This is a genomic window from 'Nostoc azollae' 0708 (assembly GCF_000196515.1).
Lineage (GTDB): Bacteria > Cyanobacteriota > Cyanobacteriia > Cyanobacteriales > Nostocaceae > Trichormus_B > Trichormus_B azollae.
Window position 1 is genome coordinate 597,669 of sequence record NC_014248.1, and the last position, 26,665, is coordinate 624,333.

A 26,665-nucleotide genomic window follows, 5' to 3' on the forward strand; every position below is an offset into this window, starting at 1 on the left:
ATGGTTATTAAATCAGTCTATTTTTGATGTTGTGAGAATTATTTTTATAATTCTCAGTTTAAAAGTCATCAAGAAATCAAAATATGTATTTGTAAATATGGATGTATTTCTGTGTTTGTATATTTGCATTTTTTCTGTAGGAATAGGTTCCTTAATACACGGAACAAACAACATATAGTAGACCTTATAGACTTATTAATTATATCTAAATTTAGATAGGTGCAAATAAATGCCAACATTATATGTATGGGATAGATAATGAGCAGATTTTGAATCTCTGACGCACGCTACTGGGTGATACCCGGAAAACTTAATATAAGATGATCAGGGGTAAAGACCCTTAAAATAGTCAAGATTTGTATTTTCTCAATCTAAAGTAAAAACTATGCCTCGTCGTCAAGATATCAGAAAAATATTGCTGTTAGGTTCTGGTCCGATTGTGATTGGCCAAGCTTGTGAATTTGACTATTCTGGTACTCAAGCTTGTAAAGCTTTGCGGGAAGAGGGTTATGAGGTCGTGTTGGTTAATTCTAACCCTGCTACCATTATGACTGACCCGGAAACTGCCGATCGCACTTATATTGAACCACTAACACCGGAATTGGTAGCAAAGGTCATTGAAAAAGAACGTCCAGATGCTTTGTTACCAACAATGGGAGGACAAACCGCCCTTAATTTGGCTGTGGCTTTGTCGAAAAATGGGGTGTTGGATAAGTATAATGTGGAATTGATTGGGGCAAAATTACCAGCAATTGAAAAAGCTGAAAATCGGAAGTTGTTTAATGAAGCGATGGGCAAGATTGGGGTTCCAGTTTGTCCTAGTGGTACAGCGTCTTCTTTGGAAGAATCTAAAGAGATCGCTCATCATATCGGTACTTATCCTCTCATTATTCGTCCCGCTTTTACAATGGGTGGAACCGGTGGCGGTATCGCCTATAATCAAGAAGAGTTTGAGCTGATGGCACAGGTCGGTATTGATGCTAGTCCTGTTTCTCAGATTCTCATTGACCAATCTTTGCTAGGTTGGAAAGAGTATGAACTAGAAGTAATGCGAGATTTAGCAGATAACGTGGTGATTATCTGTTCAATCGAAAATTTCGATCCTATGGGCATTCATACCGGCGATTCTATCACAGTTGCACCTGCTCAAACTCTCACAGATAAGGAATATCAACGTCTACGAGATATGGCAATTAAAATTATCCGCGAAATTGGGGTAGAGACCGGCGGTTCTAATATTCAGTTTGCGGTAAATCCTGTGAACGGGGATGTGGTAGTTATTGAAATGAACCCCCGTGTATCTCGTAGTTCTGCTTTAGCTTCCAAAGCCACTGGTTTTCCCATAGCGGGAATAGCCGCAAAGTTAGCTGTCGGTTATACCTTGGATGAAATTAAAAATGACATCACGAAACAAACTCCTGCATCCTTTGAACCGACTATAGATTATGTGGTGATAAAGATTCCCCGGTTTGCCTTTGAAAAATTCCCTGGTTCTGACTCGGTTCTGACTACACAAATGAAATCTGTCGGGGAAGCAATGGCTATTGGCCGGACATTTAATGAATCTTTCCAAAAAGCCCTGCGTTCTTTAGAAACGGGTCGTGCAGGTTGGGGTTGTGATAAGTCAGAAAAATTACCTAGTGCGGAACAAATACGCGCTCAATTACGGACTCCCAACCCAGAAAGAGTATATGCGTTGCGTCATGCGATGCAGTTGGGTATCACTAATGAAGAGATTTATGAACTAACAGCCATTGATCCTTGGTTTTTGGATAAATTACAGCAAATCTTGGAAGTTGAGAAGTTCCTCAAACGCACACCTTTACAGCAGTTGACAAAAGAGAAAATGTATGAAGTGAAGCGAAATGGATTTAGCGATCGCCAAATTGCCTATGCGACCAAAACCAAGGAAGATGAAGTGAGAGCATATCGGCAAAAACTAGGTATTAAACCAGTTTACAAAACTGTGGATACCTGCGCGGCTGAATTTGAAGCTTTCACACCTTATTACTATTCTACCTACGAAGAAGAAACGGAAGTATTACCCACCGACAAGCCCAAGGTGATGATTTTGGGAGGTGGTCCAAACCGTATTGGACAGGGAATTGAATTTGATTACTGTTGTTGTCATGCAGCTTATTCTCTGAAAGCTGCCGGTTATGAAACCATCATGGTGAACTCTAACCCAGAGACAGTTTCTACAGATTACGATACCAGCGATCGCTTGTACTTTGAACCTTTAACCAAAGAAGACGTTATCAACATCATTGAAGCCGAGAACCCTGTCGGTATTATTGTCCAGTTCGGTGGACAAACACCATTAAAATTAGCCATACCATTACAGCAATATTTACAGGGAAGAAGTTGCCAGTCCCCAGTTTCCAGTTCCCAGTCCCCAGTCCCTCAGATTTGGGGTACATCTCCTGATTCTATCGACATGGCAGAGAATCGGGAACGGTTTGAAAACATTTTGCAAGAGTTAAATATTGCTCAACCGCCTAATGGTATTGCTAGAAGTTATGAAGATGCATTAATAGTTGCCAAACGGATTGGGTATCCTGTCGTAGTTCGTCCTAGCTATGTATTAGGAGGAAGGGGGATGGAAATCGTCTATTCTGATGCAGAGTTAGAAAGATACATGACTTTTGCAGTACAGGTAGAACCAGAACACCCGATTTTAATTGATAAATTTTTAGAAAATGCCATTGAAGTGGATGTAGATGCGATCGCCGATTATACAGGTAAAGTCGTCATAGGCGGCATTATGGAACACATAGAACAGGCCGGAATTCACTCAGGAGACTCCGCTTGTTCCCTACCATCAATCTCTCTTTCCCCAGCCGTATTAAACCAAATCCGCACCTGGACTGTGCAACTAGCACAAGCCTTGTCCGTTGTGGGTTTAATGAACATTCAATTTGCAGTCGTTGGTGCAAACGGTTACTCTCCCCAAGTTTACATCCTAGAAGCCAACCCTAGAGCATCCCGTACCGTCCCCTTTGTTTCCAAAGCCACAGGTATCCCCTTAGCCAAATTAGCATCCTTAATCATGTCGGGTAAAACCCTAGAAGAATTGAACTTTACCCAAGAAGTTATTCCTTCTCATATAGCCGTTAAAGAAGCTGTATTACCCTTTAATAAATTCCCCGGTACAGATACTTTATTAGGACCGGAAATGCGTTCCACAGGGGAGGTCATGGGTATTGACGCTGACTTTGGCCGCGCTTTTGCAAAAGCAGAATTAGGTGCAGGGGAAAAACTCCCACGTAAAGGAAGCGTATTTGTGTCTATGAGTGATAGAGATAAAGGTGCAGCCATAGAGGTAGTAAAAGAATTTATCAGCTTAGGTTTTACCATCATCGCTACCCAAGGGACACGCCAAGTTCTACAGCAAAACGGGGTAAAAGTTGACTTAATCTTGAAACTACATGAAGGGCGTCCCCACGTCCTTGATGCTATCAAAAATGAGAAAATCCAACTAATTATTAATACGCCATCAGGAGAGGAAGCACAAACCGATGCGCGGTTAATCCGACGTACTGGCCTAGCCTACAAAATCCCTATCATTACTACCATAGCTGGAGCTAGAGCAACAGTAGCAGCTATCCGTTCTTTGCAAAATACGACTTTGGATGTGAAGGTGATTCAAGAATATTGCCCAATGGGGTAGGATTTCAGGAGTATGGTTATCACCACGCTCCACTATCAGGAGTTCAGGAGAAATAACTTATTTTTCTCCCCTGCTCCCTACACACCTACTTCCCTGTCACCTGAAATATTAAGCAATCATTATAAGAGAATCATGATAGTTATCATTGAGATATTTTAACAAATATGAGGAAGTTATTTCCTCTCCAAAGAACCATTTCGGTGGCTTAAGATATATGAGCTGATAGCATAAGCCACTATAACCAAGGTAAGCTAAAATCCTCAAATCTTAATTATACAAGGGTTATCAAAATTGGACGGCTCATTACACAGTCTAAAATACTACCATTATAATTAAGGGAGTTAGTAACCGGAAATTACCAAGAAGTTTCGGGTTTCTCGGTAGTCAAAATATTCTCATAAATGTTACAATTATTAATATTCAAGTAAAACATGAAATGTTTAACTTGCTACCTTATATCTAACTGTAGATACTTGTAATCACTAGGAAGTGACTGTAACTTCTAGCAGTTAAGGAGCCAAAACTGACCAAATTAATACGAGCAGCCGAGTTCATCGGGCATTTAATTTGCAAACCTTAGCATGGTTTCCCAGGTCATCTGGGTAGCAGCCTCTCAAGGCATTTATCAGCTAATGACACTACCAGCAAACCCATCATCACCAAAAAGTATCGCCATGAAGACCGCCCAGACAGCCACCGACCTTGTGCGGACTTACCTGCGTGAGATCGGCCGTGTTCCACTTCTCACCCACGAAGAAGAGATTCATTATGGTAAACAGGTACAAAGATGTACAACCTTGTATGAAGTGAGGGAAAATCTTGCTACCCAGTTAGGTTATCAGCCAACTTTAGAAGAGTGGGCAGCATCAGCACAAGTAGAACCAGTAGAGTTAAATACAGCGATTGCAGAAGGTGAAATTGCTAAACGGAGAATGGTAGAAGCCAACCTCCGTCTAGTCGTTTCTGTTGCGAAAAAGTACATTAAGCGTAATATCGATTTGCTCGACTTAATCCAAGAAGGTAGTATTGGGATGCAACGGGGAGTAGAAAAATTTGACCCCACCAAGGGTTATAGATTTTCTACCTATGCCTACTGGTGGATACGTCAAGCCATCACTCGTGCGATCGCTGAAAAAGCTCGCACCATAAGGCTACCTATTCATATTACAGAAAAACTCAATAAAATTAAAAAAGCCCAACGTCAACTATCTCAAAAATTAGGACGTGCACCCACAGCTATAGAACTAGCTGACGAATTAGAACTAACACCCAGACAAGTGCGGGAGTGCCTAGAAAAAGCCCGACTGCCTTTATCTCTAGATTTAAGGTTAGGAGACAATTACGACACAGAACTGGGTGAAATGTTGGAAGATACAGGTGCAACCCCAGAAGATTTTGTGATCCAATCTTCTTTATCTTCCGACATAGAACGTCTGATGAAAGAACTAACTCCTCAACAAAAGGAAGTAATTAAACTACGCTTCGGGTTAATAGATGGACAAGCTTTAACACTCTCCAAAATCGGAGAAATCCTCAATATCAGCCGTGAGAGAGTCCGACAAATTGAGCGCGAAGCCTTAACGAAACTTCGCAAATCTAAAGCTAATATTAACGAATATCTTGCTAGTTAGGTAGTTGAAAGGGACTGGTGACTGGGGATTAGTCATTAGGAAGTTGAGGATTTAAATAACCCAATCACCAATTACCTATTCGTAAAAATACTCCGCCTTTGGTACGGTTTCACCGACTCCCACGACTGGCATAACCTGTTAAATTGATTGATATGAACACACAATTTTCATCTAATTTCAATACGAAATAGGTTATTAATTATTTCAGTCCCAAACACCGCAATTAACAGTGTTAGTAAAGGAGATCAAAAGTGAGTAACCAACCGAATCGAGTCTCTGAGTTTTTTGATAGCGAGTCTGAAACTAGCAACTTATGGCATTACGTTAAATCCTTAAGTCCAGAAACAGTTACCCAGCTATCCAAACCAAATTCTCCCGAAGTCTTTCACGTGATGGAACGCAATATCACAGGACTATTAGGAAACTTACCTTCTGAACACTTCGGTGTGACTATAACTACGAATAGGGAAAATTTGGGACGGTTACTGGCATCTGCTATGATTAGTGGTTATTTTTTGCGTAATGCTGAACAGCGAATGAGCTTTAACATGAGCTTGCAAGAAACTGAAGCAAATAGCAGTGATGTTGCTGAATAGAACAACGACATTAACGCCAGTTAAATAAATTCTCTGCGAAATATCAACTTCACAAGAAAAATTTAATAATTGGTGTTTTTTAGTGAATAAATAAATGTTAATATTTTATATTGCAAATTTGGTATAATTACAAACTCGACAGTCAAAGAATCTATCTGTCGAGTTCTTTATTGACGATTGGGTATTATTCTATGAATAAAATATCTACTATTCCTCATAAAATCATTGGTGTTGCTGTAATTTGGAACGACCAAAAACAAATTTTAATTGACCGTCGTCTTCCCAAAGGAACAATGGCTGGTTTATGGGAGTTTCCTGGTGGTAAAATTGAATCACGAGAAACGATAGAAGAGTGTATTGGCAGGGAAATTTTAGAAGAGTTAGGAATTAAAATAGAAGTTGGCATACATCTGATTACTATTAATCATACTTATAGCCATTTGCAAGTAACTTTAACTGTGTATCACTGTCGTCATTTAGCAGGTATTCCCCAAGCTATAGAATGTGCAGAAATTCGTTGGGTAAGTTTAGATGAGTTAGATGATTTTAGTTTTCCAGAAGCGAATTTAGCAATTATTACCGCTTTGAGAAAAGGTCAAAATGATAATTAATCAAGTCAGGAAAAAATCGCCAGATAAACAATCAAGTATATCAAAAAGTTAGATGAACATTTTTAGGGATGAAGGATTAATTATTATTTCTTCATTTTTAACGTATCTATTGTTAGATATTGCTATTTGCTCAATTGAAATTTACGCAATTTATCAAAATTACTCGCCGCAAAAATTAAAGCAGTTGTCATTAATCCAAAAATAGTAGAAGGTTCTAGACGTTTGATATGAGTTGTTTCTCCTTTGAGTACGACCGCATCATCATTATCATGATTGCATTCTAAAATTAAAGTTGCTAGATATTTACCAATTGGTACAAGAGATTTAGCAGATTTGAAAGCAAAAGTTTCCGAACCTTGTTGTGATAAAGAACTTAAATCAAATCCCGCAGCGCGTAATTCTGTACTATTTAGCGCAAACATTTTTTGAATTGGTATTAGAACCGTTACTAGATTCTGCTTATGGTAATCGCGGTTCAATATTATGCCAGACTTGGTAATGATGAAGCTGCTATTTCTAATTTCCAAGTAGCCGCAGAACTATCTTGAAATCAGAGCAATGTTGAAAGATATAAAAAGTTGATGAAAGCTGTTAGAGACTTAGGCTATTAAATTGATAAATAAAGATTTAGCTTGGATTAAGCTACAGTGGAACCCAAGAAAAGTTTTAATAATTTTTGAGTTTCTTACGTCAACTCAACCTACTGATTCTAGTTTATATAAAAGTATGTCTCAGGACAATGAGTGGTTATTCTCAAAATAAGAAGTAACAATGTATTAACAGTATTTATTTGTTACTCATAATTTTCTACAATAATTAATAAATACTTTTATAAAAGGTGTAAGTAAAAAAAATGCCTAAAACTGTTGCTGACGTGATGAGTAGCAATCCTATTCTGGTTCGTCCTGAAACTCCCTTAAAAGAAGCTATCCAAATTTTGGCAGAAAAGCGAATTAGTGGTTTACCTGTTATTGATGATGCAGGTAAAGTGGTGGGAATTATATCAGAAACTGACTTGATGTGGCAAGAAACTGGTGTAACTCCCCCAGCTTACATCATGTTTTTGGATAGTGTGATTTATTTACAAAATCCCGGTGCTTATGAACGGGATTTACACAAGGCTTTAGGACAAACTGTGGGGGAAGTGATGAGTAAAAGCCCTATTACTATTACTCCTGATAAACCCCTGAAAGAAGCTGCAAAAATAATCCAAGAATATAAAGTTCACCGTCTTCCAGTGTTAGATAGCACAGGTCAAGTGATAGGTATTCTAACTCGTGGTGATATTATCCGAGCTATGGCTACAGAGTAGGGACTGGAAAGAAAGCAAGGGGGGAGGAAGCAGGGGAAGAAGAACAACTAAACCAATATCCAATGACCAATGACTAATTACAATTTTCAAAATCTAGGATAATTATCATGAGTGCTTCTGCTGAATCTGTGAGAGAATTACTGAGTTCGGAGAATTTGGGCGATCGCTTGCGTGCAGTCAATCAAATTCGAGAACTAGAACCAAACACTGGGTTTGAATTGGTTCAAATCGCTATTGGTGATAAAAATTCCCGTGTTCGCTATTCGGCGGTAAGTCAACTTGATACCCTGGGAGAGCAGGATTTCGATTTATCTTTGCGGATATTACGCGAACTGCTCAATGATCCTGAAGCGGATGTGCAAGCAGCAGCAGCAGATTGTTTAGGTGCGCTTAAATTACACGCAGCTTTTGAAGATTTAGAGCAACTTTACCATACAACCTCGGAATGGCTAGTACAATTCAGTATTATTGCTACATTAGGAGCATTTGGTGATCCGCGCAGTTTGGAACTTCTCAAACAAGCTCTTAACTCAGATAACAGTTTAATCCAAACTGCTGCTATCAGTTCTCTAGGTGAGTTAGGAGATGTCCAAGCAGTTTCTCTATTGATTCCATACAGCACTAACCCAGATTGGCAAGTGCGTTACATAGTTGTCCAAGCTTTAAGCAATTTAGGTGGTGCGGAAGCTCAATCTATTCTGGAGACACTGGTTAATGATGAAGTAGATGCGATCAGACAAGAAGCGAAACAAGCTTTGGAATAGACATATGGTAAACAAAAGAATGTAGAGATATTGTATACAACTTCTCTACAGATCAAAAAAATTGACCTGGTTGGTAAATTGTCGCATTCCAACCAGATCGCAAATTAAGATCTTGATGTCAGAACTAGTCTTTCAAACTAAGCTTTTACTAGTTGGCGACGACGAGCTACAGTCATTCCCGCAGCAAACAAACCTAAACCTAGCATTGTAGTTGGTTCCGGAATAGGAGTTAGATCAGTAACTATAGTTAACTGGTAAGTGCTTGAAATACCAGAAAGAGAAGCGTTCAAAAAGCCTGTCGCCACAGTTACTCCATCGAAATTAAATCTTCCTGTCAGACCATCCAATGTTACATCACTGATGTTATTGCTCGCTAACTGAGTTATGGTAACTTCAGTATAGTCTAGGTCAAAGGTAAGAAAGGCAGTAACACCATCTAGGGTTCTTTCTCCAAAGTCAATAAATGGAGTGTAAGTTCCTGTTAAGTATGTAGCTCTTATAGCTGAGATAATAGCTGTTCTTGTTAGATTCAGAGTGGTAATACTAATGCCTGTAATAGCCAATGTATTTGAGTCCGAGTTTGGTGTGAAGTTTGCAAAATCACCTGTAAGATCCACACCATCAACATCGACAAACGTAACGCTAGTAGTAGCTGGATTCACTCCATCGCTAGGAACTATAGCTGTACCATTAATACCAATACTGCCATTCAGTGTTAAGGCCTGAGCAGAACCAGCAGAACCTAAGAAACCAGCAGCAGCAATAGGTAGTACAGCAGCAGCGCCTAACAATTCAGATTTGAAATTAAACATTGTAGTCTTCCGCTCCTATCAAAAAATTGCGAACAAATAATTAGGTGATATTCCTAGCAACCGTCCTGTAAGTTGCGTAGTAGTTTATGAAATTAAGTGATATTATCCCTGTATGGAGTCGTTTTGTGTTTTTGTTTAAATACTAGGCTAGGATTGCTGTGTTAAGACCGTTAGGATACTGTAGCTGTTTGCTTGAGTTCCTTGAGTTTTTTCTGTGTTCCCCATACAACAATAATTACATACTCAGCCAGTGACTGGCAACATATACTGAAGCATCTTGATATTATCTTTATCAAGAAGATAGTTGTTTTTCTTGCATCCGTAAATGTAAAACGTAATATTACGGCAATAGTCTTAAATCAAGCCAGTTTAGTGAATCGGAACAGCTGTACTATCTGTTTTAAGAATCAACGAAAAGCCCATATTTCAAGGTTTTATTGACTTTTATTTTTAATTTATCTACCCCGCAACAGTCTGCCAGATTATTTAAAGTTGTCAGAAATTGCCGTTTAAACTATATTTCACTATGAAAATACTACCCTCCATATACTTGACTCCAGGTAGTCCATATAAAAATTACGACAGCACTAACAGCGATAATACCCTGAAGTAAGTTCCCTACTACTGTTCCGACTGTAATTCCTATCCCGGCTTTGACCGCTTTACCCAAGTCGCGACGGCAAGTATAATCACCTATAATTGAGCCTAAAAGTGGACCCAGTAAGATTCCTAATAGTGGTCCCCCAAAGGGTAATGTTGGCAATAATCCGAAAAATCCCAGAAATAAACCGACAAGTGCACCAATTTGTCCCCATTTACTTGCACCAGCTTGTTTTGCACCTAAGTAACCACCTAGGAAATCTACTCCCATACTCGAAAATAGAACGATAATAGTGACAATCAAGGGAATTTTAATGGCTGTAAAGGAACTACTGACGATTCCCCAGAGAATAATAGCTACTAATATTAAGCTACTACCAGGAATAGCTGGAACTACTGCACCAACTACACCCACAAGCATGACAGCTATTAATAACCAGTAAATTATTTGCATAATTTCTAATTCATAATTCGTAATTTTTAATAATGCCTCCGGCTTCCGTAGGAGATACCTAATTAGGAAAACTCCTCCCTATTTTCCCCTAGACCCATACACCCCTACTCTGGAATAGTTACAGCCAATTTATCGGCAATTCCCGCAATCCACTTCTCGTCCTGTTTGGTGTAACTACGAGGAGCATTTGCTCCTAAAATTAAAACACCTTCTTTTCCAATAGGTTGACAAATTACTCCTTGTGTGTTCTCCGGTAAATAATCAAATTCGATTCTGCCGGGATATACTTTCAACGCTACTAAATAAACTGGTTTTTGTGTTTCCAGCACCCGTTGTAATATTGTTCCTGGTATGACTTCAGATTTAGATGCCAGAATACCGCGACGTAACAGAACTTTCCCTTGGTAGTAAACTATGAGTGATCGCGTGACTGTATTGGTCAATAATAAATGCGATGCCCAGGCTAATTCTGTCTTCACGGCTTCTGGTAAATCTGGTGCTAGAATAAATCCCTCTTCCCCAATTAGTTGTACAGTATCAGGCGATCGCGGCTGTACCTGTTGCCAAATTAAACCCGTTAAAATTAACACCGCACTCAAAATTACCCCCAACACATCCCCCCGTGCTTGAGAATTTGTGAGTTCTGGTGTCAACAAGCGATTAACCAGCAAAAGTACAGCACTCAAACCCCCGACTACCAAGGGCAAACGCCGCAAAACAACATTAGGATCAGATTTAGTCATTGGTCATTAGTCATTGGTCATTGGGCATTGAACATTGGTTAGTTATTATTCTCCCCGTGCGCCCTGCTCCCTATTCCCCAGTTTCACTCTTCGCCCGATTCCAGTATCCTTTGGAAAAGATAACCAGTACCTCTAGCAGTTAGTATAAGTTCTGGGTTACTAGGATCATCTTCTAATTTTGCTCTTAACCGCGAGATATGTACATCTACCACGCGAGTATCCACATGGCGTTCTGGTGTGTATCCCCAAACTTCTTGTAAAATTTCTGACCGAGAAAAAGCTTCTCCAGAACGGCTCACTAATAATTCTAGTAAGCTAAACTCCATCCCGGTTAAGCGGATACGTTCATCGCCTTTGTAAACTTGGCGCTTATTTGTATCAATTCTGATATTCCCGACGTGAATTACTCCAGAACTAGGAATACCAGTCGCACCAGTTTTATCTACTCGTCGTAAAACTGAGCGAATCCGCGCCTCTAATTCTTTAGGAGAGAATGGTTTAACCACATAGTCATCAGCGCCCAATTCCAAGCCGGTGATGCGATCAGCTACATCTCCCAAAGCTGTTAGCATAATAATGGGAACATCAGATTCCTTGCGTAATTCTTGACAAACACCATAACCATCTAGCTTGGGCATCATCACATCCAAAACTACCAAGTCTGGTTCAGCTTTACGAAAAGTTTCTAAAGCTTCTTCTCCATCACCAGCAGTTACTACATCATAGCCAATCATGGAAAGGCGCGTTTCCAAAATCCGGCGAATGCTGGCTTCGTCGTCTACTACCAGGATTTTTTCTTTATGACTGTCCAAGTTTTCCTAAGCTCCCTAACTGGAATTTTACATTACGGATTTTAACAGATCCCAGAAGTCACCACCTTCAATGTACTGGTAAAATGCTGATTCTGAGCTGCTAATGACGATTGCATCTATAATATTAAATGTTAATTTTCTGCACAGCAAAAACAAAAACTGGATGTATGTTAGTGTAACAATACATAGTGCGGAATCAGCAATTATTATAATTTGATGAGCTTTAACACAAATTATACTTTGTGTTAAAATAGGTAAACAAGAAGGTGATGTTGAGTGTTACACAAAGTAGTTCAAGTCCGTTTATATCCGTCCCAAGGGCAGCAACTTCAATTAGCTAAAACTTTTGGTTGCCCTGATTGGTGGTGGAATTATGCCATAAATAAATCAATTGAGGTTTATAAAGAAACGGGTAAGGGTCTAGGCAGGTCAGCACTTAACGCATTTCTTCCTGCACTGAAAAAACCTGAATATACTGTCTGTGTGGTTAGCTGATTGTGATAGTCAGATTTTAGAAGCTACAAGACTCTATTTAATGACAGCATACAAAGACTTTGTTGATAACCAGGCTGGGTTTCCTAAATTTAAATCTAAGCATAGCCAAGCTTTCATAAAAAACCTCATGGGAGTTTGGAAACCCAGTGGCTTTTAGCCACTGGGCGGAAAAAGGAGAGGGTGAGCTAAAGCCCACTGTATCGATAATATGGGCATCCTTTCTTGTGGATGCTCCACCAATCAAATCTATTAACCAGTGGTTCAACAAGCGTAATGCTCAACTGCAATATATCAAGGATACGCTCTTAATTAAGGGTATCACTAATCAACAAGTGAAACTTACAGCAAAACGTAATAATCAAGTCAGAGATTACCTGAATAAGACAGGAAGATTTATGGTTAATCACTGCATCCAAAATAGTATCGCTAATTTGATTGTTGGCTACAATCCTAGTATCAAACAAGAAATCAATATTGGTGGATGCAATAACCAAAACTTCGTCCAAATTCCTTTTCACACATTGCCTTATAAGCTGAAGGCAATGTGTGAAAGATATGGATTGAACTATCAGGAGCAAGACGAATCTTACACCTCCAAAGCCAGTGCGCCTGATGGTGATGAGATACCTGTTTACAACGCCGAGAATCCAAAAGAATATCAGTTTTCTGATAAGCGAATTCAGCGTGGATTTTACAGGACAAAAACTGCACATCTGGTGAATGCAGATCTAAATGGTTCACTGAATATCGGACGGAAAAGTAAGCACGAAGGTTTTAACCGAGTGTCGAGAGGGTCTTTGACCGCTCCAAGAAGGATTAATCTTCTTAAATTGGAAAGGAAAACGCCTAGCAAGCAATATGGCTTTAGCCTTGTTGTGTAGCATCCTTTGACTCTCCCCTAGGCTAAAGGCTAGGGGAGAGTTAAAGTAGAGAATCTTCATGTCAAAGGCATTGTTCGTAATCACAATTTAGCAAAATCAATATCTAGTTAATTGGAAAAAGCTGTAACTACTAGTATTCAACTTTAGTTATCTCCAAAACTTAAGGAAGAATTAAGTTTCTTAAACAAACATTAAACATGGCAAAGCCAAAAACCATTTTCATTTGTAGCAAATGTGGAGCCGAGTTCTCCCAATGGTTTGGAAAGTGTTCAAATTGTGACACTTACGATTCTTTAGTAGAACAGAATGCCAGACCTTTTAGGGTAGACATACTTAGTCATGGGGGAGTAGGTAACTGGCACGCTGCACAAACTAATGGTAAATCTACTACTAAACCAGCTAAACCAAGAGCTTCACTGACTTTCGAGCAAATTAGTGATCGCCAAATTGCTCGTTGGGAATCTGGATATAGAGAATTAGATCGGGTACTCGGTGGGGGCGTTGTCCCCGGTTCAATGGTGCTAATCGGCGGCGATCCAGGTATAGGAAAATCTACTTTATTACTACAAGTATCTAATCAGTTAGCACAAAAATACCGTATTCTCTACGTCACAGGAGAAGAATCTGGACAACAGGTAAAATTACGTGCTTCTCGTTTGGGAATGTCCAAACCCATAAATATAGTAGTTACTGACGAAACTGAAAGTAAAGAAACCGATGCAGCAGGAACTATGGATATACAAAATAGTACAGAAGAGCCTATAAATCCTCTCAGCATCGGTGCGGATCTGTATGTTTTGCCAGAAACAGATTTAGAAGAAATTCTTCGGGAAATAGACTCACTTAAACCAAATTTGGCAGTAATTGATAGTATACAAACAGTATTCTTTCCAGCATTGACATCTGCACCTGGTTCAGTAGCACAAGTCCGGGAATGTACTGCTGCTTTAATGAAAGTGGCTAAACATGAAGATATTACCATGTTAATTGTTGGTCATGTTACCAAAGAAGGGACGATTGCCGGTCCGAGAGTATTAGAACATTTAGTAGATACAGTTTTGTATTTTGAAGGCGATCGCTTTGCATCCCATCGATTATTAAGAACAGTAAAAAATCGTTTCGGAGCTACCCACGAAATTGGTATATTTGAAATGGTATCCCAAGGATTACGGGAAGTAAATAATCCTTCAGAATTGTTTCTAGGCAACCGTGACGATCCCGCACCAGGGACAGCCATAGTCGTAGCTTGTGAAGGAACAAGACCAATAGTTGTTGAATTGCAAGCTTTAGTTAGTCCCACTAGTTACCCTTCACCCCGTCGAGCGGGAACAGGTATAGATTATAACCGCTTGGTTCAAATTCTCGCCGTATTAGAAAAGGGAGTAGGAATACCCATGTCCAAATTAGATTCCTACGTTGCATCTGCTGGGGGTTTGAACGTAGAAGAACCAGCAGTAGATTTAGGAATAGCAATCGCCATAGTTGCCAGTTTTCGCGACAGAATAGTTGATCCAGGCACAGTATTAATTGGGGAAGTCGGGTTAGGGGGACAAGTGCGATCAGTTTCCCAAATGGAACTGCGGTTAAAAGAAGCAGCAAAACTCGGATTTAAACGTGCGATTGTTCCCAAAGGACAAAAATTCCCTGACCTTAACATTGAGATTGTGCAAGTTTCCAAAGTCATAGATGCCATTATTGCCGCCATTCCCCATCAAGAACTTACAGAAGAAGATTTAGAACCGGATGAGGAATAAGAAAACTAAGCAAGCAATAACTCTAAAATCCTTTCCCAATCTGGCATCACCAATTTAAAATCATGAGATAATTTTTGATTATCTAAAAGAGAATATCCTAGTCTGCTTGGGGCTGTAGGATACTCCTGTGAAGTAATAGCAATTAACCTCTGTAACTTGCGTCGACTCGATTGTAAATCAGGGTCAAAAATTTCTCTGGCAAAGATTGCTTTAGCAAAACCATACCAGGTAGTTTTTACACTTGCTGATAAGTGATATAATGTACCTTGATTAGCGAAAAAATCAGATGCATTTGGCAGAGCTTGAGAAATAATTTGGGCTGTAATTTCCGCAATCACCCGACTCCAAGTCGGTGCGCCAATTTAATCATTAACTACCCTGATTTATTCCCGTTCCTTCGCCAGTCTTTGCATCATCAGTAAAAAGTTTTTCCCATGCAAACCATAAACCCAACTAGTGCGAAAAATTAAATGATCAACACCTACAGATGTGATTGCCTCCTCACCAGCTAACTTTGTTTTTCCATAGATATTTGTGGGGTTTGGTTGATCATTTTCTGTATAGTGAGTATTTTTAGTCCCATCAAAAACATAATCTGTAGAATAGTAAATCATAGCTGCACCCAGATCCTTGGCTTCCTCAGCCATCACACCAGGCGCAATACAATTAATAGCGATGGCTATTAATTGTATTGCGCCTGGTGTGATCTACTGCTATATAAGCAGCAGGATTGACAATGAAATCGGGTTTTATTTCTCTAATTGTTTGATAAATCATATCTGGTTGTGCTAAATCCATTTGGTTACGCCCTACAGAAATGACTTCACCCACAGTCATCAAAGTGCGTTGCAGTTCCTAACCGACTTGTCCAGTTGTACCTGTTAAGAGGATTTTCATAAATACACCTCTGCTTCCGATAACAGCTTACCAACCTTATCCTTAGCAGAGACAATAGGTTCATCTTTAATAGGCGATGTGATCGCTCAATTAGGATCATTCCATAAAATAGTGCGATCGTGCTGAGGTGCATAATATTCAGTAGTTTTGTACAAAAACTCAGCATATTCAGACAACACTACAAAACCGTGAGCAAAACCCGGTGGTATTCACAATTGATCTTTATTTTCAGCCGACAAACACACACCAACAGATTGACCAAAAGTGGCAGAAATTTTTCGCAAATCAACAGCCACATCAAATACCGAACCTACTACAACTCTCACCAGTTTTCCTTGGGGCTTCTCAATTTGGTAGTGCAAACCACGCAAAACATCTTTAATAGAACGTGAGTGATTATCTTGGACAAAATGAGATAATATTCCTACCTTTTCTAAAAAAACTCTTTCGTTATAACTTTCATAAAAAAAGCCACGTTTATCTCCAAGGATTTGGGGCTCAATTAGCAGCACATCAGATATTTCTGTAAACACGACGTTCATAGCATTATACTTCTTGCCTCAAAAGAATTAAACCACCCATGATAATAAAATATTCTCTAATGTACTAATTACCATGGTTAGAGAATCTATTTTTCTAGATTAGAAGCAATTTCATCTTCTAGCATTTTCCTTAAATAAAGACCATAACTGCTTTTACCCATAGATTCAGCCAAGTAAGACAACGGAAGAGAATCAATATATCCTTGAAGATATGCAATTTCCTAAATACAAGCTATTTTCAGCCCCTGTCCTTGTTCCAAAGTCCGGATAAAATTGGAAGCTTGATGCAAAGATTCATGTGTACCAGTATCTAACCAAGCATATCCCCGTCCTAAAATTTCCACTTGTAATTGACCTTGATCTAAAATAGGCTAAATTCACATCAGTAATTTCTAGTTCATTACGAGGAGAACGCTTCAAACTAGCAGCAATTTCCGTAACTTGATCATCATAAAAGTAAATACCAGGAACAGCGTATTTTGATTTAGGAAGTTTCGGTTTCTCTTCTATCCTAATTGCTTTACCATCAGCGTTAAATTCAATCACACTATACTTTCGAGGTTCTGTCACCTTCAGGACTTAGGCAACTGGGACAGGCGATGGGTGAAATATAGTACATCGGTATTAAATAAATCGGATATGGAAAGCTTTATCAACCCATCAGAAGTAGCTGCAACAGGAAACATTATTGAAATATTCATGAGAAAATAGGTAGGAGATTGTATTAGATAAATGTTCCTGACGGTAATGAGACTTACTAAACTTGATTACTGCCAATACTTATGAAGTAGTCAAATTAATTATACAATTACTAATTTAGCAGAGCATTTAGAAAGTATTAGCTATAATGCAATTAACTATTATTTAAAAACCGAAAAGTTAACATCTCGTTCACTATGGGATAAGGTGAAAGAGGTAGTAGAACCTGATGGTAATGGGTACATCATATTTGATGATAGTGTTTTAGACAAAAGATATTCTGAAGAAATAGAGATGGTGAGGAGACAATATAGTGGTAATGAACATGGCATACTCAAAGGAATTGGTGTAGTCAGTTGTGTATATGTGAATCCTAAAGTTCAAAGATTTGGGGTAATAGATTACCGCATTTTTAATTCTGATGTGGATGGTAAAACCAAGATAGACCATGTGAAAGATATGCTGCAAAAACTGGTGTATCATCAGCTTTTCCCATTTAATACTGTTCTGATGGACACATGGTACGCACTAAACAGTCTCATGCTGTATATTGATAGCTTAGACAAAATTTATTATTGCCCTTTAAAAAAGGATCGGTTAGTTGATGATACATTTGCCAAAGAAAAAGATAAACCTATTGAATTATGAGAATGGAGTACTGAAGAGTTAGAATGTGGTAAAATTATAAAAATTAAAGGGTTTCCCGCTCAGAAAAAAGTGAAACTATTCCGGGTTGCTGTTTCTACCAACAGAACGGATTATGTCGCTACTAAGGATTTATCTCAAAGTTCTACGAATGTTGTACAAGAGGTGTGTAAAATTCGTTGAAAAGTCGAGGAGTTTCACCGAGAGATTAAACAAATAAGTGGCATTGAATCTTGTCAATGTCGTAAAGCTAGGCTTCAAATAAATCATATTGCTTATGCAATGTTGGTTTGGATTAGATTAAAGAATTTAGCCTATCAAACTGGTCAAACTGTTTATCAAATCAAGCATAGATTGCTTTCTAATTATTTAACTCAGCAACTAAAACACCCAAGTCTTCCTATGTGCTTGGTTTGAGTTCAATTATTGCATGCCAGGGCTACATCCCAGGGCGAACGCATGTAAATATAGTACATATATTAAGAAACGAGAAAGGTAGGGAGGGCTGATGATATAGAGGTTGACCAATGAGGCTCTGATGGTAAGGTCATTGTAAAAGTAGAAGAAGAAAGTCCCAAAAAGTGTGAAGCTCAAGCCCACAATCAAGATTACTGACCACGTTGCACAGATGGAAGATCCAAGAGTAGAGGGGAGGAAACGACACAAGTTAATTGACATTCTTACCATTGGAATTTGTGCAGTAATTTGTGGAGCAGATAGTTAGGTGGCAATTGAACTGTATGGCTGCACAAAATATAAGTGGTTAAAAACCTTTTTAGAACTAGGAAATGGGCTCCGGTCCCAGGACACATTTGGAAGGGTATTTGCACAATTGAATCCGCAACAATTTCAAAATTGTTTTTTGAACTGGATGAAATCAGTACATAAGATAAGGGATGGTGAAGTTGTGGCAATTGACGGGAAAACTTTATGTAGTTCTCATGGTAAAAATAGTCACTAGAGTGCAATCCAAATGGTAAGTGTATGGGCAACTACAAATAGATTAGTGTTGGGACAGGTGAAGGTGTATGAGAACTCAAATGAAATTACAGCAATTCCCGAATTATTAAAGGTTTTAGAATTAGCTGGATGTATTGTCAGGATTTATGCCATCAGGTGTCACAAAGACATAGTAAAGTTAATTACGCAAGAAAATGCAGATTATGTAATTACTTTAAAAAAGAACCAAGGTAATCTGTATGAGTCAGTAGAACAGCTATTTAAGTCAGGGATAAGTACAGGTTTTCAAGAGCTTCAACATAGCACATATAAACCCGAAGAAACAGGGCATGGTCTTCATGAAATCCGCAACTTTGGGTTTCAGCTTGATCCTGATTCAGTTTGGTCAAATCTAAAAAGTGTTGGGATGGTAGAACCTATCGGACAAGTGGATGATAAAACAACAGTAGAGACTCGTTATTTTATTAGTAGTCTTGACTCAAATGGATAACAATTGGCTAATTCTGTCCGCAGCCATTGGGCAATAGAAAATTCATTGCATTGGGTATTAGATGTAGCTTTAAAACAAGATGACTGCCGGATTAGGAAAGATAATGCTCAACAAAACTTTGCAGTAATGCGGCAGATAGCAGTCGATCTTTTGGGTAAAGAGAACCCCGTGAAGCGGGGGATAAAAATAAACAGTTTTTGGCAGCAATGGATAATAACTCTTGAGAAAGAGTTTTAGCTTTAGCCTCAACTAACTTGTCAACAATTTACTTAATATTTTCTTCTACTTATTTTTACAGATAAGTTTACTTATTTATGGATGAATAGTTAGCTCATTTATCCTTAGCTAAGAGTTATTCAATTAGAGATAAGCTAATTCATCGCTTAATAAAGAAGTGATTGATTTTGTTTATATATCCATCAAGCTTTGCACTTATATATATAGATGATTTTAAAATCCTCATTAGTTTTTATTAGGAAATAACGTGCGTTTCCCCTGGGCTACATCCCGCCCGCTATTTGTGCCAGTTGCGTAAGTCCTGACCTTATAAGCAAAAACCAACCCTCCATGTTGGAGTTCAGACGCACGAGTCAGGACTTCAGTTAAACCATGTCCATAAAATATATCGTCTCACGAAATTAAGTATACTGGGTTATTTCTTATGAAATCTTTTCCTAATATGAAAGCTTGAGCTAAACCTTCAGGCTTAGGCTGTTCAACATAAATGAACTTAAGACCCCATTGACTAGCATCCTTAAGAAGTCGCTGGAAAGGAGGTAAATCAATGGGAGTAGAAATAATCAGGATTTCCCTAATTCCAGCCAACATTAAGACCGATAAAGGATAGTCAATCATTACTTTGTGATAAACAGACATTAACTGTTTACTGATAACTTGAGTTAAAGGATAAAGTCTTGTACCAAAACCACCAGCTAGAATCATACCCTTCATTTTACTATCCTTATATAGCAGAATAAATTATTCATAAAGAATTCAAGAGTCACAATCCAAAATGGTGCTTACAGCCGGCTGCACCAATAAGATGAAGACAGAATTCTCAATTTACCAATTGTGAGTACAGGCTTCCACTAAACGAAATTCAGTGGTCAGTAATCAGTAACAGGTTCAAGCCCCCAGAGATTATTTCGAATTTTGAGCTTTGAACTTTCAATTCCCCGGAGGGGTTGATTTCTTCCTCAACGAGTTTCATAATTTTGTTTAATCCAACCTTGGTATGTACCTGTACATACAGAGTCTACCCAAGCCGAATTATTCAGATACCACTGCACAGTTTTCAATAGACCAACATCAAAATTTTCTTTTGGTTTCCAACCTAAATTTTTGCTGATTTTACTACAATCAATTCCATAACGGCGGTCATGTCCAGGACGGTCTTTAATAAAAGAAATTAGAGAAGAATATTGAAAATTATCTTTAGGTGCTAATTTATCAAGAATGGCACAAATCTTTTCCACAACTACCAAATTTGTTTGTTCATTCATGCCACAGATATTGTAAGTTTCGCCAATACAGCCTTCTATCAGAACCAGATAAATAGCATCACAGTGATCTCTTACATAAAGCCAGTCTCGAATATTTTGACCATCACCATATATAGGTAGAGATTTACCATTTAAAGCATTGAGAATGGTTAAAGGAATCAGTTTTTCGGGAAATTGCAGAGGTCCATAATTATTCGAGCAATTAGTTGTTAAAGTAGGTAGGTTGTATGTGTGATAGTAGGAGCGCACGAGATGGTCAGCAGCCGCTTTAGAAGCAGAATAGGGGCTATTGGGTGCATAGGGTGTATCTTCTCGAAATGCTGGATCTGTTGAACTTAAAGAACCATATACTTCATCAGTAGATATGTGCAGAAAGCGAAACTTTTCTTTTTTTGGCGATGTGAGTTTTTGCCAATAAGCCTTACTCGCTTCTAATAATTCAAATGTTCCCACTATATTAGTCTGGATGAAATTATGTGGGCTAATAATTGAACGATCAACGTGAGTTTCAGCGGCAAAATTTATAATGGCATCTGGCTGATATTTCTCTAGTAAATAACTTAGCAATTCAGAATTATTAACATCTCCTTGAATAAAATAATAGTTGGTATCATCTTGCAATTCTGCTAGGTTCTGGAGGTTACTAGCGTAAGTCAATTTATCTAAATTAACGATGTTAGCCCATTTGAATTTTCTAACTTGGAGGACAAAATTAGCCCCAATAAATCCTGCGCCACCTGTTACTAATAAAGTTGGCAAATCATTTTTATTTAAATTTGACATATAAACTTATTCATCCTATTTTTATGTTTTGAGTTCAAGGGAATTTTGGTAATTTTAATAATAGAGATATCATCTCTGGTTTAGGATTTTTTCAAGCCTAATTTTTGGGCAATTTTTCTTAGTGTATGTTTAAAAACTTCGAAAAGGTATAATTTGTCATTCTGAGTGGATCAAAGCGGAATGAAGAATCTAGGGTTTGATTAATTAATTAATCTGAGATTCTTCACTTCGCTGCGCTACGTACCCTAAGGGAAGCAAGCTACAGCATGACTTTTCAAACACCCTCTTAGTCTATCCTTGGGAAACCAGACCATAAAAATCCCACCTCTATCGAATATTGCCAAATTCTCAATATAGCCAAAACTTCTAAGTTGTCTTAATAATAGGATGTGAGCTAATACATAACATCGATTTCTTCGTGGTTAGTTCGGAAGATTGTCCTCAGTACAAACTTGCTTCGGTAAAGGTAGCAAATGACCCGCTATTTTTCCCGGCTCAAACAATCTTGCCTGTAGATATAATCCCATCAATCGGTCAGCTGTCTAACAAGGAATATATTTAAATGGTCCAAATAGATTAAAGTTCGGTTAAGTCCCCTTGAGTGCTTCTTGAACAAGATCATTTTTCCAAACCTTCTTGTCAAAGTTTTCTTGATGAGGTCCTTTTTCATCTCTATGCCCCTAAGAATTGCTAAGAAGTCTAGTTTATTATCACAAGGAACAAGGGGAATTTCTCTCATTGTATATTTATTTTCTTCGTCGGAGTAACTTTTTGAAACATCACGCTTTCTGACTTGGATATTTTGAATATTAGGTAATAAATCCCAAGGTTTATCAATGGGTGCTTTGTTAAAAGGAAATTGAACTTGATTTAATCTGAAGAAATAGCTATCAGAAAAGTTTGTAAAATAATCTTCTGTAAGTTCAATAATATTTGTATGCAGATATTCATCTCAATTAATGGAGAGAAGGTATTTTCCTAATGCATTAAGTAAAGTAGTAACTCTTTGAATGAGTTCTCCTCGTAGGGGACTGATGATTTGACGTAAGCGAGGATCACTAATAGCGATAAAACAGACATGAGGTGGATAAACTAAAATAAACTCAGTGCTACCTTGAACTTTTAAGAGTTCTTGTAGTCATGAATGTTGAATACCTTCCCTCATCGGAATAATAATAGAAAGCTGCGAATTTGTCATCTAGTGGCAATTTTCATCTTAAGATGAAATTACAAGTGATTGTAGAAGTTCACTTAACTTTTATAGCTATCTATGTGAGTAGCAATAGTATAAAGAAACTTGACATATAAATATCTGGTATATAGCATGTATACATAATATTTTTATGTATCATAGTAAACTTGGTTATATTTAGCACTTATGTATTGATAACGGAAAAACGAACCACACTTACCAAAGCTGTTAGCGACTTGCAGCGTGCTCTAGGCATAAGGATAGAAAATAAAGAAACATAGTTTCACACCTTATTGTGTAGGTCTTGTATAGAGTGTTATATATCAATCAACATTTACCGTATCTATAACACAGAGTGAGAGACTAACCTAGATTGTAACTAATCCAACTATAATCCTACACTGTATTGCTTGCAACCAGTGTAGGAAATATACTCAGTAATAAAGTATGAGTCTAGGGTATTGCTTTTGTTGAAGGTGTAGTCGTCGATTCTGCTGACGGCGTAGTTGAAGTTGTGGTTGAAGGTGTAGCTGTTGGCTTGACGGTTGGTGTAGCTTTGGGTTTAGTAGTTGGCTTGACGGTTGGTTTAGTAGTTGGCTTGACGGTTGGTTTAGTAGTTGGCTTGACGGTTGGTTTAGCTGTCGGCTTCATTGTTTGTCCGATAGCTTTCTTGGCGTTTTCATCCAACTTTTGACGAAGTACCAAATCAGCAATACCAGTTTCCGTTAATTGATTCTTTTTCTGATACTCTTTTACCAATTTTTCCATCCGAGGGCTATAGAACTGATCACGGGGTAGGGGAGGATTAGGTTTCAGTGCTGCATTTAAATTCCCTTGGAGAATTTTTACTATGTTCGCAGCAAAAGCCTGAGTTTTTTGACCTGCTTTACCATCAACAGTCAGCTTATAACCTTTTTGAAATTCACTGATTGCTTTTTTAATTTCCTCATCTGTCAGTGCATCATTTGTTACTTTCACACTATATCCTAACCCATGCAAGACAGCCCGGAATTCTTGAGGTTTATAATTACGCTGACGGACTGCAAAACCTATGTCTGAAATTCCTGCACTAACTGTGACTAGACAGACTAAAGCCACTGTTGTTCTTAATTTTCCTAAATCACACCACATTCTTACAACTCCTTTACATGAAATCAGTAAAATCTAAATGCTAACAAATGTATCTTAAATTTCTTTAAGCTGTCATTTTGCGATCATTCATCAATTTTGATTAGAGATGATTTATAAAGTAAATGTTTAGGAGAGAAGAGGAAGTAGCATAATTCTAGCCATAAGGGCATATATAGCCCCTTCCCTCATTTGTGTTAAACGCTCATAATCCTTGCTTAGACGATGATATTGGTTAAACCACCCAAATGTTCTTTCTACTACCCAGGGTTGTGGTAAAACTTTAAATTCTTGCTCAGTAGGTCCTATGACTTCAACATGAGCTTGAATCAGGAACCAAACTGCAAGTGCAAATTTATCACCGTCATAACCGGAATCAACCCATAAAACTTGGACTTTTTCCAATAATTCTGTGGGTTTCTCTAGCAGTTCCATTAGTGCATAGGCAGCAAGTATTCGTTCTGGGGCATTCGCTTCACTAACAACAACTTTCAACACAAGTCTCAGGCTATCAACCAACTAAAGTCTGCCCCTTTCTTCCTTTTACCTTTTTACATCCGTCAAAACCATACACATCCGCTTTCTTTGGTCAGTGTTGACTGACTGACTATCTGCGGCGAACGCGGTAGGTTGTGTTGATTTACCTAATTTCGAGCGAACTTAACCACCCAATGTATGGTTGAATTTTTCCCAAATCCCCTGGACCTGCTATTTCCTGTAATAGCTATATACCGTTGACCTTGGCGGGAAGTCACCTGGAAGCATATTCCATTGACATCCAGTTTTCAAATGAAAATAGATGGCATTACATATTTCACCCATATCTGTTGTGGGTGGATGCCCTCCTTCTTTGGCTGGTGGAATCAATGGGGCCAGGATTTCCCACTCCATATCAGTTAAGTCTGTGGGGTAAGACTTTCGTTCCATCAGTAGCTATGTAAATACACTACATTTTATGTATCCTATCCTTCCGACATTCCTTTTCTACTCCCCTTTACATTTACTTTATCAATAGCCTCTTAATTTCAATTTAATTGATTATTAACTAATATCATTTATGGATATTTTGTTTTTTTGCATCTATCCATAGTCTTATTTTTTATTACCAGGAGTGATTATCTACCCATGCTTGGTATTAAAGATAGGAAATATCTTATCCCTGTATATTAAGTCACTAATAATGAGTAACCCCAAATCCCGTAAGCACCACAAGCTATGGTTTGAAAAGTTAATAGCCATTACTAGCACTGTTAACTTAGGTTTAGTTTTCTTCGATTTAAGTTACTTGCCATGGCGGGATTTCTACTTCCGAAAAGTTCCCCAAATGACTCAGATTTATGATCCAATTAAAGGTATTGAACCCCATCGAGATACGAATAGTTATCTACAAACAGTAGCTGCATTAGAAGAAGAGGTCAGTCAAATGGGGTTAAAATCTCCTCAAGTACAAATCAAGTTAGAAGAAATCGGTCGTCTCAGTACTGAAATGATTGAAACTAACCCCTTTGCTGGTGTGGGTAAGAGTGGGTCTCTGGAAAAAATCAAAAATCGTATGCGGGAACACATTGGCCAAAAATCTGCAAAAAATGCTTTTCTTACTTTTTGGAGTCGAGAATATTTATCTAAACGTGGCTGGATTCAAGAAATTAATTTTTTCACCCAGAAAATTCGTCCTGCGATCGCAACGAACTATTATCGAAAAATAGGGGAAAATGGCGAATTACTGGATAATTTCTGGCTAATTGATCTACCATTTGTAGTCATATTTGGCTTGGAATTACTGGCACGCACTTTCTATATAAAACGGCAAAATAGCCATTTAAGTTGCTTAGAAGCAATTCTGTGGCGTTGGTATGACCTATTTTTACTAATTCCTTTTTGGCGTTGGCTCAGAATTTTACCAGTCATGGTGCGGTTAGATAAAGCACAGTTGATTAGTTTACATTTAATCAGAAGGCAAATACATCAAGGAATAGTAGCCAATTTTGCCGAAGAAATCACAGGAATAGTTGTGGTGCGGGTAATTAACCAGATGCAAGGTTGGATCCAAGTAGGTGATATAACTCCCTGGCTATTGCAACCAGAAAAAGAGCGTAGTGACATAGATATTAATAATATAAATGAAGTCGAAGCAATTGCAGGATTATTGGTACAAACAATTGTTAATCAAGTTCTGCCCAAAATCCAGCCAGAAATCAATGCCATTTTACGCCACAATATTGACACCGCTTTTCAGCAAATTCCTGTTTATCGAAACCTGCTAATGTTGCCAGTAGTAGGAAAAGCACAAACCCAAGTCAGTGAGCAACTATCAAATCAAATTACTACTAATCTGTATTTTACACTGGTTAGTGCCATTCAAGATCCCGTCGCTGCCGAACTTAGCAATCACCTAGTTGAGAAATTTACGACTGTTATAGGTTCAGAAATCCAGCAAAAACACGTAATCGTAGAAATTAAAAATTTACTCAACGACTTTTTAGAGGAAGTCAAAATTAACTACATTCAACGTCTATCTAAAGAGGATATTGAGCAAGTTATTGAACAAACTAGACAAATGCGATCTCAAGCATCTGTTCCAAAGAATAGTCAATAGACGCACTTTCCCAGAAATCCGGGACAGCTAGAGGGGACTGCGGAAGATGAAGAAGATGACAGAAATGGGGGAGATAGGGAACTAATTTTCCTGATG

Annotated in this window: 19 protein-coding genes and 7 pseudogenes; 12 read left to right on the forward strand and 14 right to left on the reverse strand. The window is 38.2% G+C overall.

Translation table 11 applies throughout. The features are described 5' to 3' along the window. The first annotated feature begins 385 nt into the window (after positions 1-385). From carB to mutT, 4 genes are all read left to right on the forward strand, one after another. Positions 386-3,670, forward strand: a complete 3,285-nt coding sequence (gene carB, locus AAZO_RS02760; RefSeq protein WP_013190086.1) for a carbamoyl-phosphate synthase large subunit — start codon at positions 386-388, stop codon at positions 3,668-3,670. Positions 3,671-4,344: 674 nt separating this feature from the next. Next, positions 4,345-5,301 carry an RNA polymerase sigma factor, RpoD/SigA family gene (locus AAZO_RS02765; protein ID WP_041642460.1) on the forward strand — a complete coding sequence of 319 codons (957 nt, stop codon included), beginning with the start codon at positions 4,345-4,347 and terminating at the stop codon, positions 5,299-5,301. A 251-nt stretch (positions 5,302-5,552) separates the two neighbouring features. Beyond that, a complete protein-coding gene (locus AAZO_RS02770; protein ID WP_013190088.1) occupies positions 5,553-5,897 on the forward strand; it encodes a DUF760 domain-containing protein in 345 nt (114 codons plus the stop codon). Positions 5,898-6,088: 191 nt separating this feature from the next. After that, complete coding sequence (gene mutT, locus AAZO_RS02775) at positions 6,089-6,508, forward strand: 8-oxo-dGTP diphosphatase MutT (protein ID WP_013190089.1); 420 nt, start codon at positions 6,089-6,091, stop codon at positions 6,506-6,508. A gap of 122 nt (positions 6,509-6,630) precedes the next feature. On the opposite strand, the gene AAZO_RS02780 is transcribed toward mutT, so the two are convergent. Next, complete coding sequence (locus AAZO_RS02780; RefSeq protein WP_013190090.1) at positions 6,631-6,930, reverse strand: hypothetical protein; 300 nt, start codon at positions 6,928-6,930, stop codon at positions 6,631-6,633. A 431-nt stretch (positions 6,931-7,361) separates the two neighbouring features. Between AAZO_RS02780 and AAZO_RS02785 the strand changes: the two genes are divergently transcribed. Further along, positions 7,362-7,820, forward strand: a complete 459-nt coding sequence (locus tag AAZO_RS02785) for a CBS domain-containing protein (protein WP_013190091.1) — start codon at positions 7,362-7,364, stop codon at positions 7,818-7,820. A gap of 107 nt (positions 7,821-7,927) precedes the next feature. Beyond that, positions 7,928-8,584 (forward strand): phycobilisome degradation protein NblB, encoded by a 657-nt coding sequence (nblB, locus tag AAZO_RS02790; RefSeq protein ID WP_013190092.1) that lies wholly within the window; start codon positions 7,928-7,930, stop codon positions 8,582-8,584. A gap of 137 nt (positions 8,585-8,721) precedes the next feature. On the opposite strand, the gene AAZO_RS02795 is transcribed toward nblB, so the two are convergent. The 4 genes from AAZO_RS02795 to rpaB all read right to left on the reverse strand — a co-directional run bounded on the left by AAZO_RS02795 (position 8,722) and on the right by rpaB (position 12,005). Beyond that, on the reverse strand, positions 8,722-9,396 hold the full coding sequence (locus tag AAZO_RS02795; RefSeq protein WP_013190093.1) for a PEP-CTERM sorting domain-containing protein: 675 nt from the start codon (positions 9,394-9,396) through the stop codon (positions 8,722-8,724). A 535-nt stretch (positions 9,397-9,931) separates the two neighbouring features. Then, positions 9,932-10,450 carry a DUF456 family protein gene (locus AAZO_RS02800; RefSeq protein ID WP_013190094.1) on the reverse strand — a complete coding sequence of 173 codons (519 nt, stop codon included), beginning with the start codon at positions 10,448-10,450 and terminating at the stop codon, positions 9,932-9,934. 104 nt (positions 10,451-10,554) lie between these two features. Beyond that, entirely contained in the window at positions 10,555-11,193 is a 639-nt protein-coding gene (locus tag AAZO_RS02805; RefSeq protein WP_013190095.1) for a cofactor assembly of complex C subunit B, read from the reverse strand. An 83-nt stretch (positions 11,194-11,276) separates the two neighbouring features. Further along, the gene (gene rpaB / locus AAZO_RS02810; protein WP_013190096.1) at positions 11,277-12,005 is read right to left on the reverse strand and encodes a response regulator transcription factor RpaB; all 729 of its coding nucleotides are present in this window, start codon (positions 12,003-12,005) and stop codon (positions 11,277-11,279) included. A 276-nt stretch (positions 12,006-12,281) separates the two neighbouring features. Here rpaB and AAZO_RS28440 point away from each other — a divergent pair. The 3 genes and pseudogenes from AAZO_RS28440 to radA form a co-directional block, all read left to right on the forward strand. Next, positions 12,282-12,621, forward strand: a pseudogene (locus tag AAZO_RS28440) (helix-turn-helix domain-containing protein); the annotation flags it as partial. Between the two features lie 25 nt (positions 12,622-12,646). Then, positions 12,647-13,381 (forward strand): IS200/IS605 family accessory protein TnpB-related protein, encoded by a 735-nt coding sequence (locus AAZO_RS02820; RefSeq protein WP_228371460.1) that lies wholly within the window; start codon positions 12,647-12,649, stop codon positions 13,379-13,381. 197 nt (positions 13,382-13,578) lie between these two features. Next, positions 13,579-15,135: a DNA repair protein RadA gene (gene radA, locus AAZO_RS02825; protein WP_013190098.1), complete on the forward strand. Its 1,557-nt coding sequence runs from the start codon at positions 13,579-13,581 to the stop codon at positions 15,133-15,135. A 5-nt stretch (positions 15,136-15,140) separates the two neighbouring features. On the opposite strand, the gene AAZO_RS42110 is transcribed toward radA, so the two are convergent. The 5 genes and pseudogenes from AAZO_RS42110 to AAZO_RS43270 form a co-directional block, all read right to left on the reverse strand. Continuing rightward, on the reverse strand, positions 15,141-15,473 hold the full coding sequence (locus tag AAZO_RS42110; protein WP_338027013.1) for a sugar nucleotide-binding protein: 333 nt from the start codon (positions 15,471-15,473) through the stop codon (positions 15,141-15,143). A 45-nt stretch (positions 15,474-15,518) separates the two neighbouring features. Beyond that, on the reverse strand, positions 15,519-15,782 hold the full coding sequence (locus AAZO_RS42115; protein WP_338027014.1) for an SDR family oxidoreductase: 264 nt from the start codon (positions 15,780-15,782) through the stop codon (positions 15,519-15,521). 19 nt (positions 15,783-15,801) lie between these two features. Next, a complete protein-coding gene (locus AAZO_RS42120) occupies positions 15,802-15,972 on the reverse strand; it encodes a sugar nucleotide-binding protein (protein ID WP_338027015.1) in 171 nt (56 codons plus the stop codon). 56 nt (positions 15,973-16,028) lie between these two features. Then, positions 16,029-16,574, reverse strand: a pseudogene (rfbC, locus tag AAZO_RS02835) (dTDP-4-dehydrorhamnose 3,5-epimerase). A gap of 86 nt (positions 16,575-16,660) precedes the next feature. Further along, positions 16,661-17,147: pseudogene (locus AAZO_RS43270) on the reverse strand (sugar nucleotidyltransferase); the annotation flags it as partial. A 222-nt stretch (positions 17,148-17,369) separates the two neighbouring features. Here AAZO_RS43270 and AAZO_RS02845 point away from each other — a divergent pair. Next, a pseudogene (locus AAZO_RS02845) lies at positions 17,370-18,335 on the forward strand (IS701 family transposase). A 166-nt stretch (positions 18,336-18,501) separates the two neighbouring features. Further along, positions 18,502-19,605, forward strand: a pseudogene (locus tag AAZO_RS02850) (ISAs1 family transposase). Between the two features lie 300 nt (positions 19,606-19,905). Here the strand turns inward: AAZO_RS02850 and AAZO_RS02855 are convergent. The 4 genes and pseudogenes from AAZO_RS02855 to AAZO_RS28445 all read right to left on the reverse strand — a co-directional run. After that, a pseudogene (locus AAZO_RS02855) lies at positions 19,906-20,319 on the reverse strand (sugar nucleotidyltransferase); the annotation flags it as partial. A 245-nt stretch (positions 20,320-20,564) separates the two neighbouring features. Then, positions 20,565-21,653, reverse strand: a complete 1,089-nt coding sequence (gene rfbB, locus AAZO_RS02860; protein WP_013190100.1) for a dTDP-glucose 4,6-dehydratase — start codon at positions 21,651-21,653, stop codon at positions 20,565-20,567. 1,645 nt (positions 21,654-23,298) lie between these two features. Continuing rightward, entirely contained in the window at positions 23,299-23,976 is a 678-nt protein-coding gene (locus AAZO_RS02870) for a peptidoglycan-binding domain-containing protein (protein WP_013190101.1), read from the reverse strand. Positions 23,977-24,102: 126 nt separating this feature from the next. Beyond that, positions 24,103-24,900 (reverse strand): annotated as a pseudogene (locus AAZO_RS28445) (IS5 family transposase). A 253-nt stretch (positions 24,901-25,153) separates the two neighbouring features. Between AAZO_RS28445 and AAZO_RS02885 the strand changes: the two are divergent. Next, positions 25,154-26,569 (forward strand): hypothetical protein, encoded by a 1,416-nt coding sequence (locus AAZO_RS02885; protein ID WP_013190102.1) that lies wholly within the window; start codon positions 25,154-25,156, stop codon positions 26,567-26,569. The last annotated feature ends 96 nt before the right edge of the window (positions 26,570-26,665 follow it).

Coding starts and splice junctions, on each gene's coding strand:
- carB (WP_013190086.1), top strand. CDS start 386: ATGCCTCGTCGTCAAGATATCAGAAAAATATTGCTGTTAGGTTCTGGT.
- AAZO_RS02765 (WP_041642460.1), top strand. CDS start 4,345: ATGAAGACCGCCCAGACAGCCACCGACCTTGTGCGGACTTACCTGCGT.
- mutT (WP_013190089.1), top strand. CDS start 6,089: ATGAATAAAATATCTACTATTCCTCATAAAATCATTGGTGTTGCTGTA.
- AAZO_RS02780 (WP_013190090.1), bottom strand. CDS start 6,930: ATGTTTGCGCTAAATAGTACAGAATTACGCGCTGCGGGATTTGATTTA.
- AAZO_RS02785 (WP_013190091.1), top strand. CDS start 7,362: ATGCCTAAAACTGTTGCTGACGTGATGAGTAGCAATCCTATTCTGGTT.
- nblB (WP_013190092.1), top strand. CDS start 7,928: ATGAGTGCTTCTGCTGAATCTGTGAGAGAATTACTGAGTTCGGAGAAT.
- AAZO_RS02795 (WP_013190093.1), bottom strand. CDS start 9,396: ATGTTTAATTTCAAATCTGAATTGTTAGGCGCTGCTGCTGTACTACCT.
- AAZO_RS02800 (WP_013190094.1), bottom strand. CDS start 10,450: ATGCAAATAATTTACTGGTTATTAATAGCTGTCATGCTTGTGGGTGTA.
- AAZO_RS02805 (WP_013190095.1), bottom strand. CDS start 11,193: ATGACTAAATCTGATCCTAATGTTGTTTTGCGGCGTTTGCCCTTGGTA.
- radA (WP_013190098.1), top strand. CDS start 13,579: ATGGCAAAGCCAAAAACCATTTTCATTTGTAGCAAATGTGGAGCCGAG.
- AAZO_RS42115 (WP_338027014.1), bottom strand. CDS start 15,782: ATGGCTGAGGAAGCCAAGGATCTGGGTGCAGCTATGATTTACTATTCT.
- AAZO_RS42120 (WP_338027015.1), bottom strand. CDS start 15,972: ATGACTGTGGGTGAAGTCATTTCTGTAGGGCGTAACCAAATGGATTTA.
- rfbB (WP_013190100.1), bottom strand. CDS start 21,653: ATGTCAAATTTAAATAAAAATGATTTGCCAACTTTATTAGTAACAGGT.
- AAZO_RS02870 (WP_013190101.1), bottom strand. CDS start 23,976: ATGTGGTGTGATTTAGGAAAATTAAGAACAACAGTGGCTTTAGTCTGT.
- AAZO_RS02885 (WP_013190102.1), top strand. CDS start 25,154: ATGAGTAACCCCAAATCCCGTAAGCACCACAAGCTATGGTTTGAAAAG.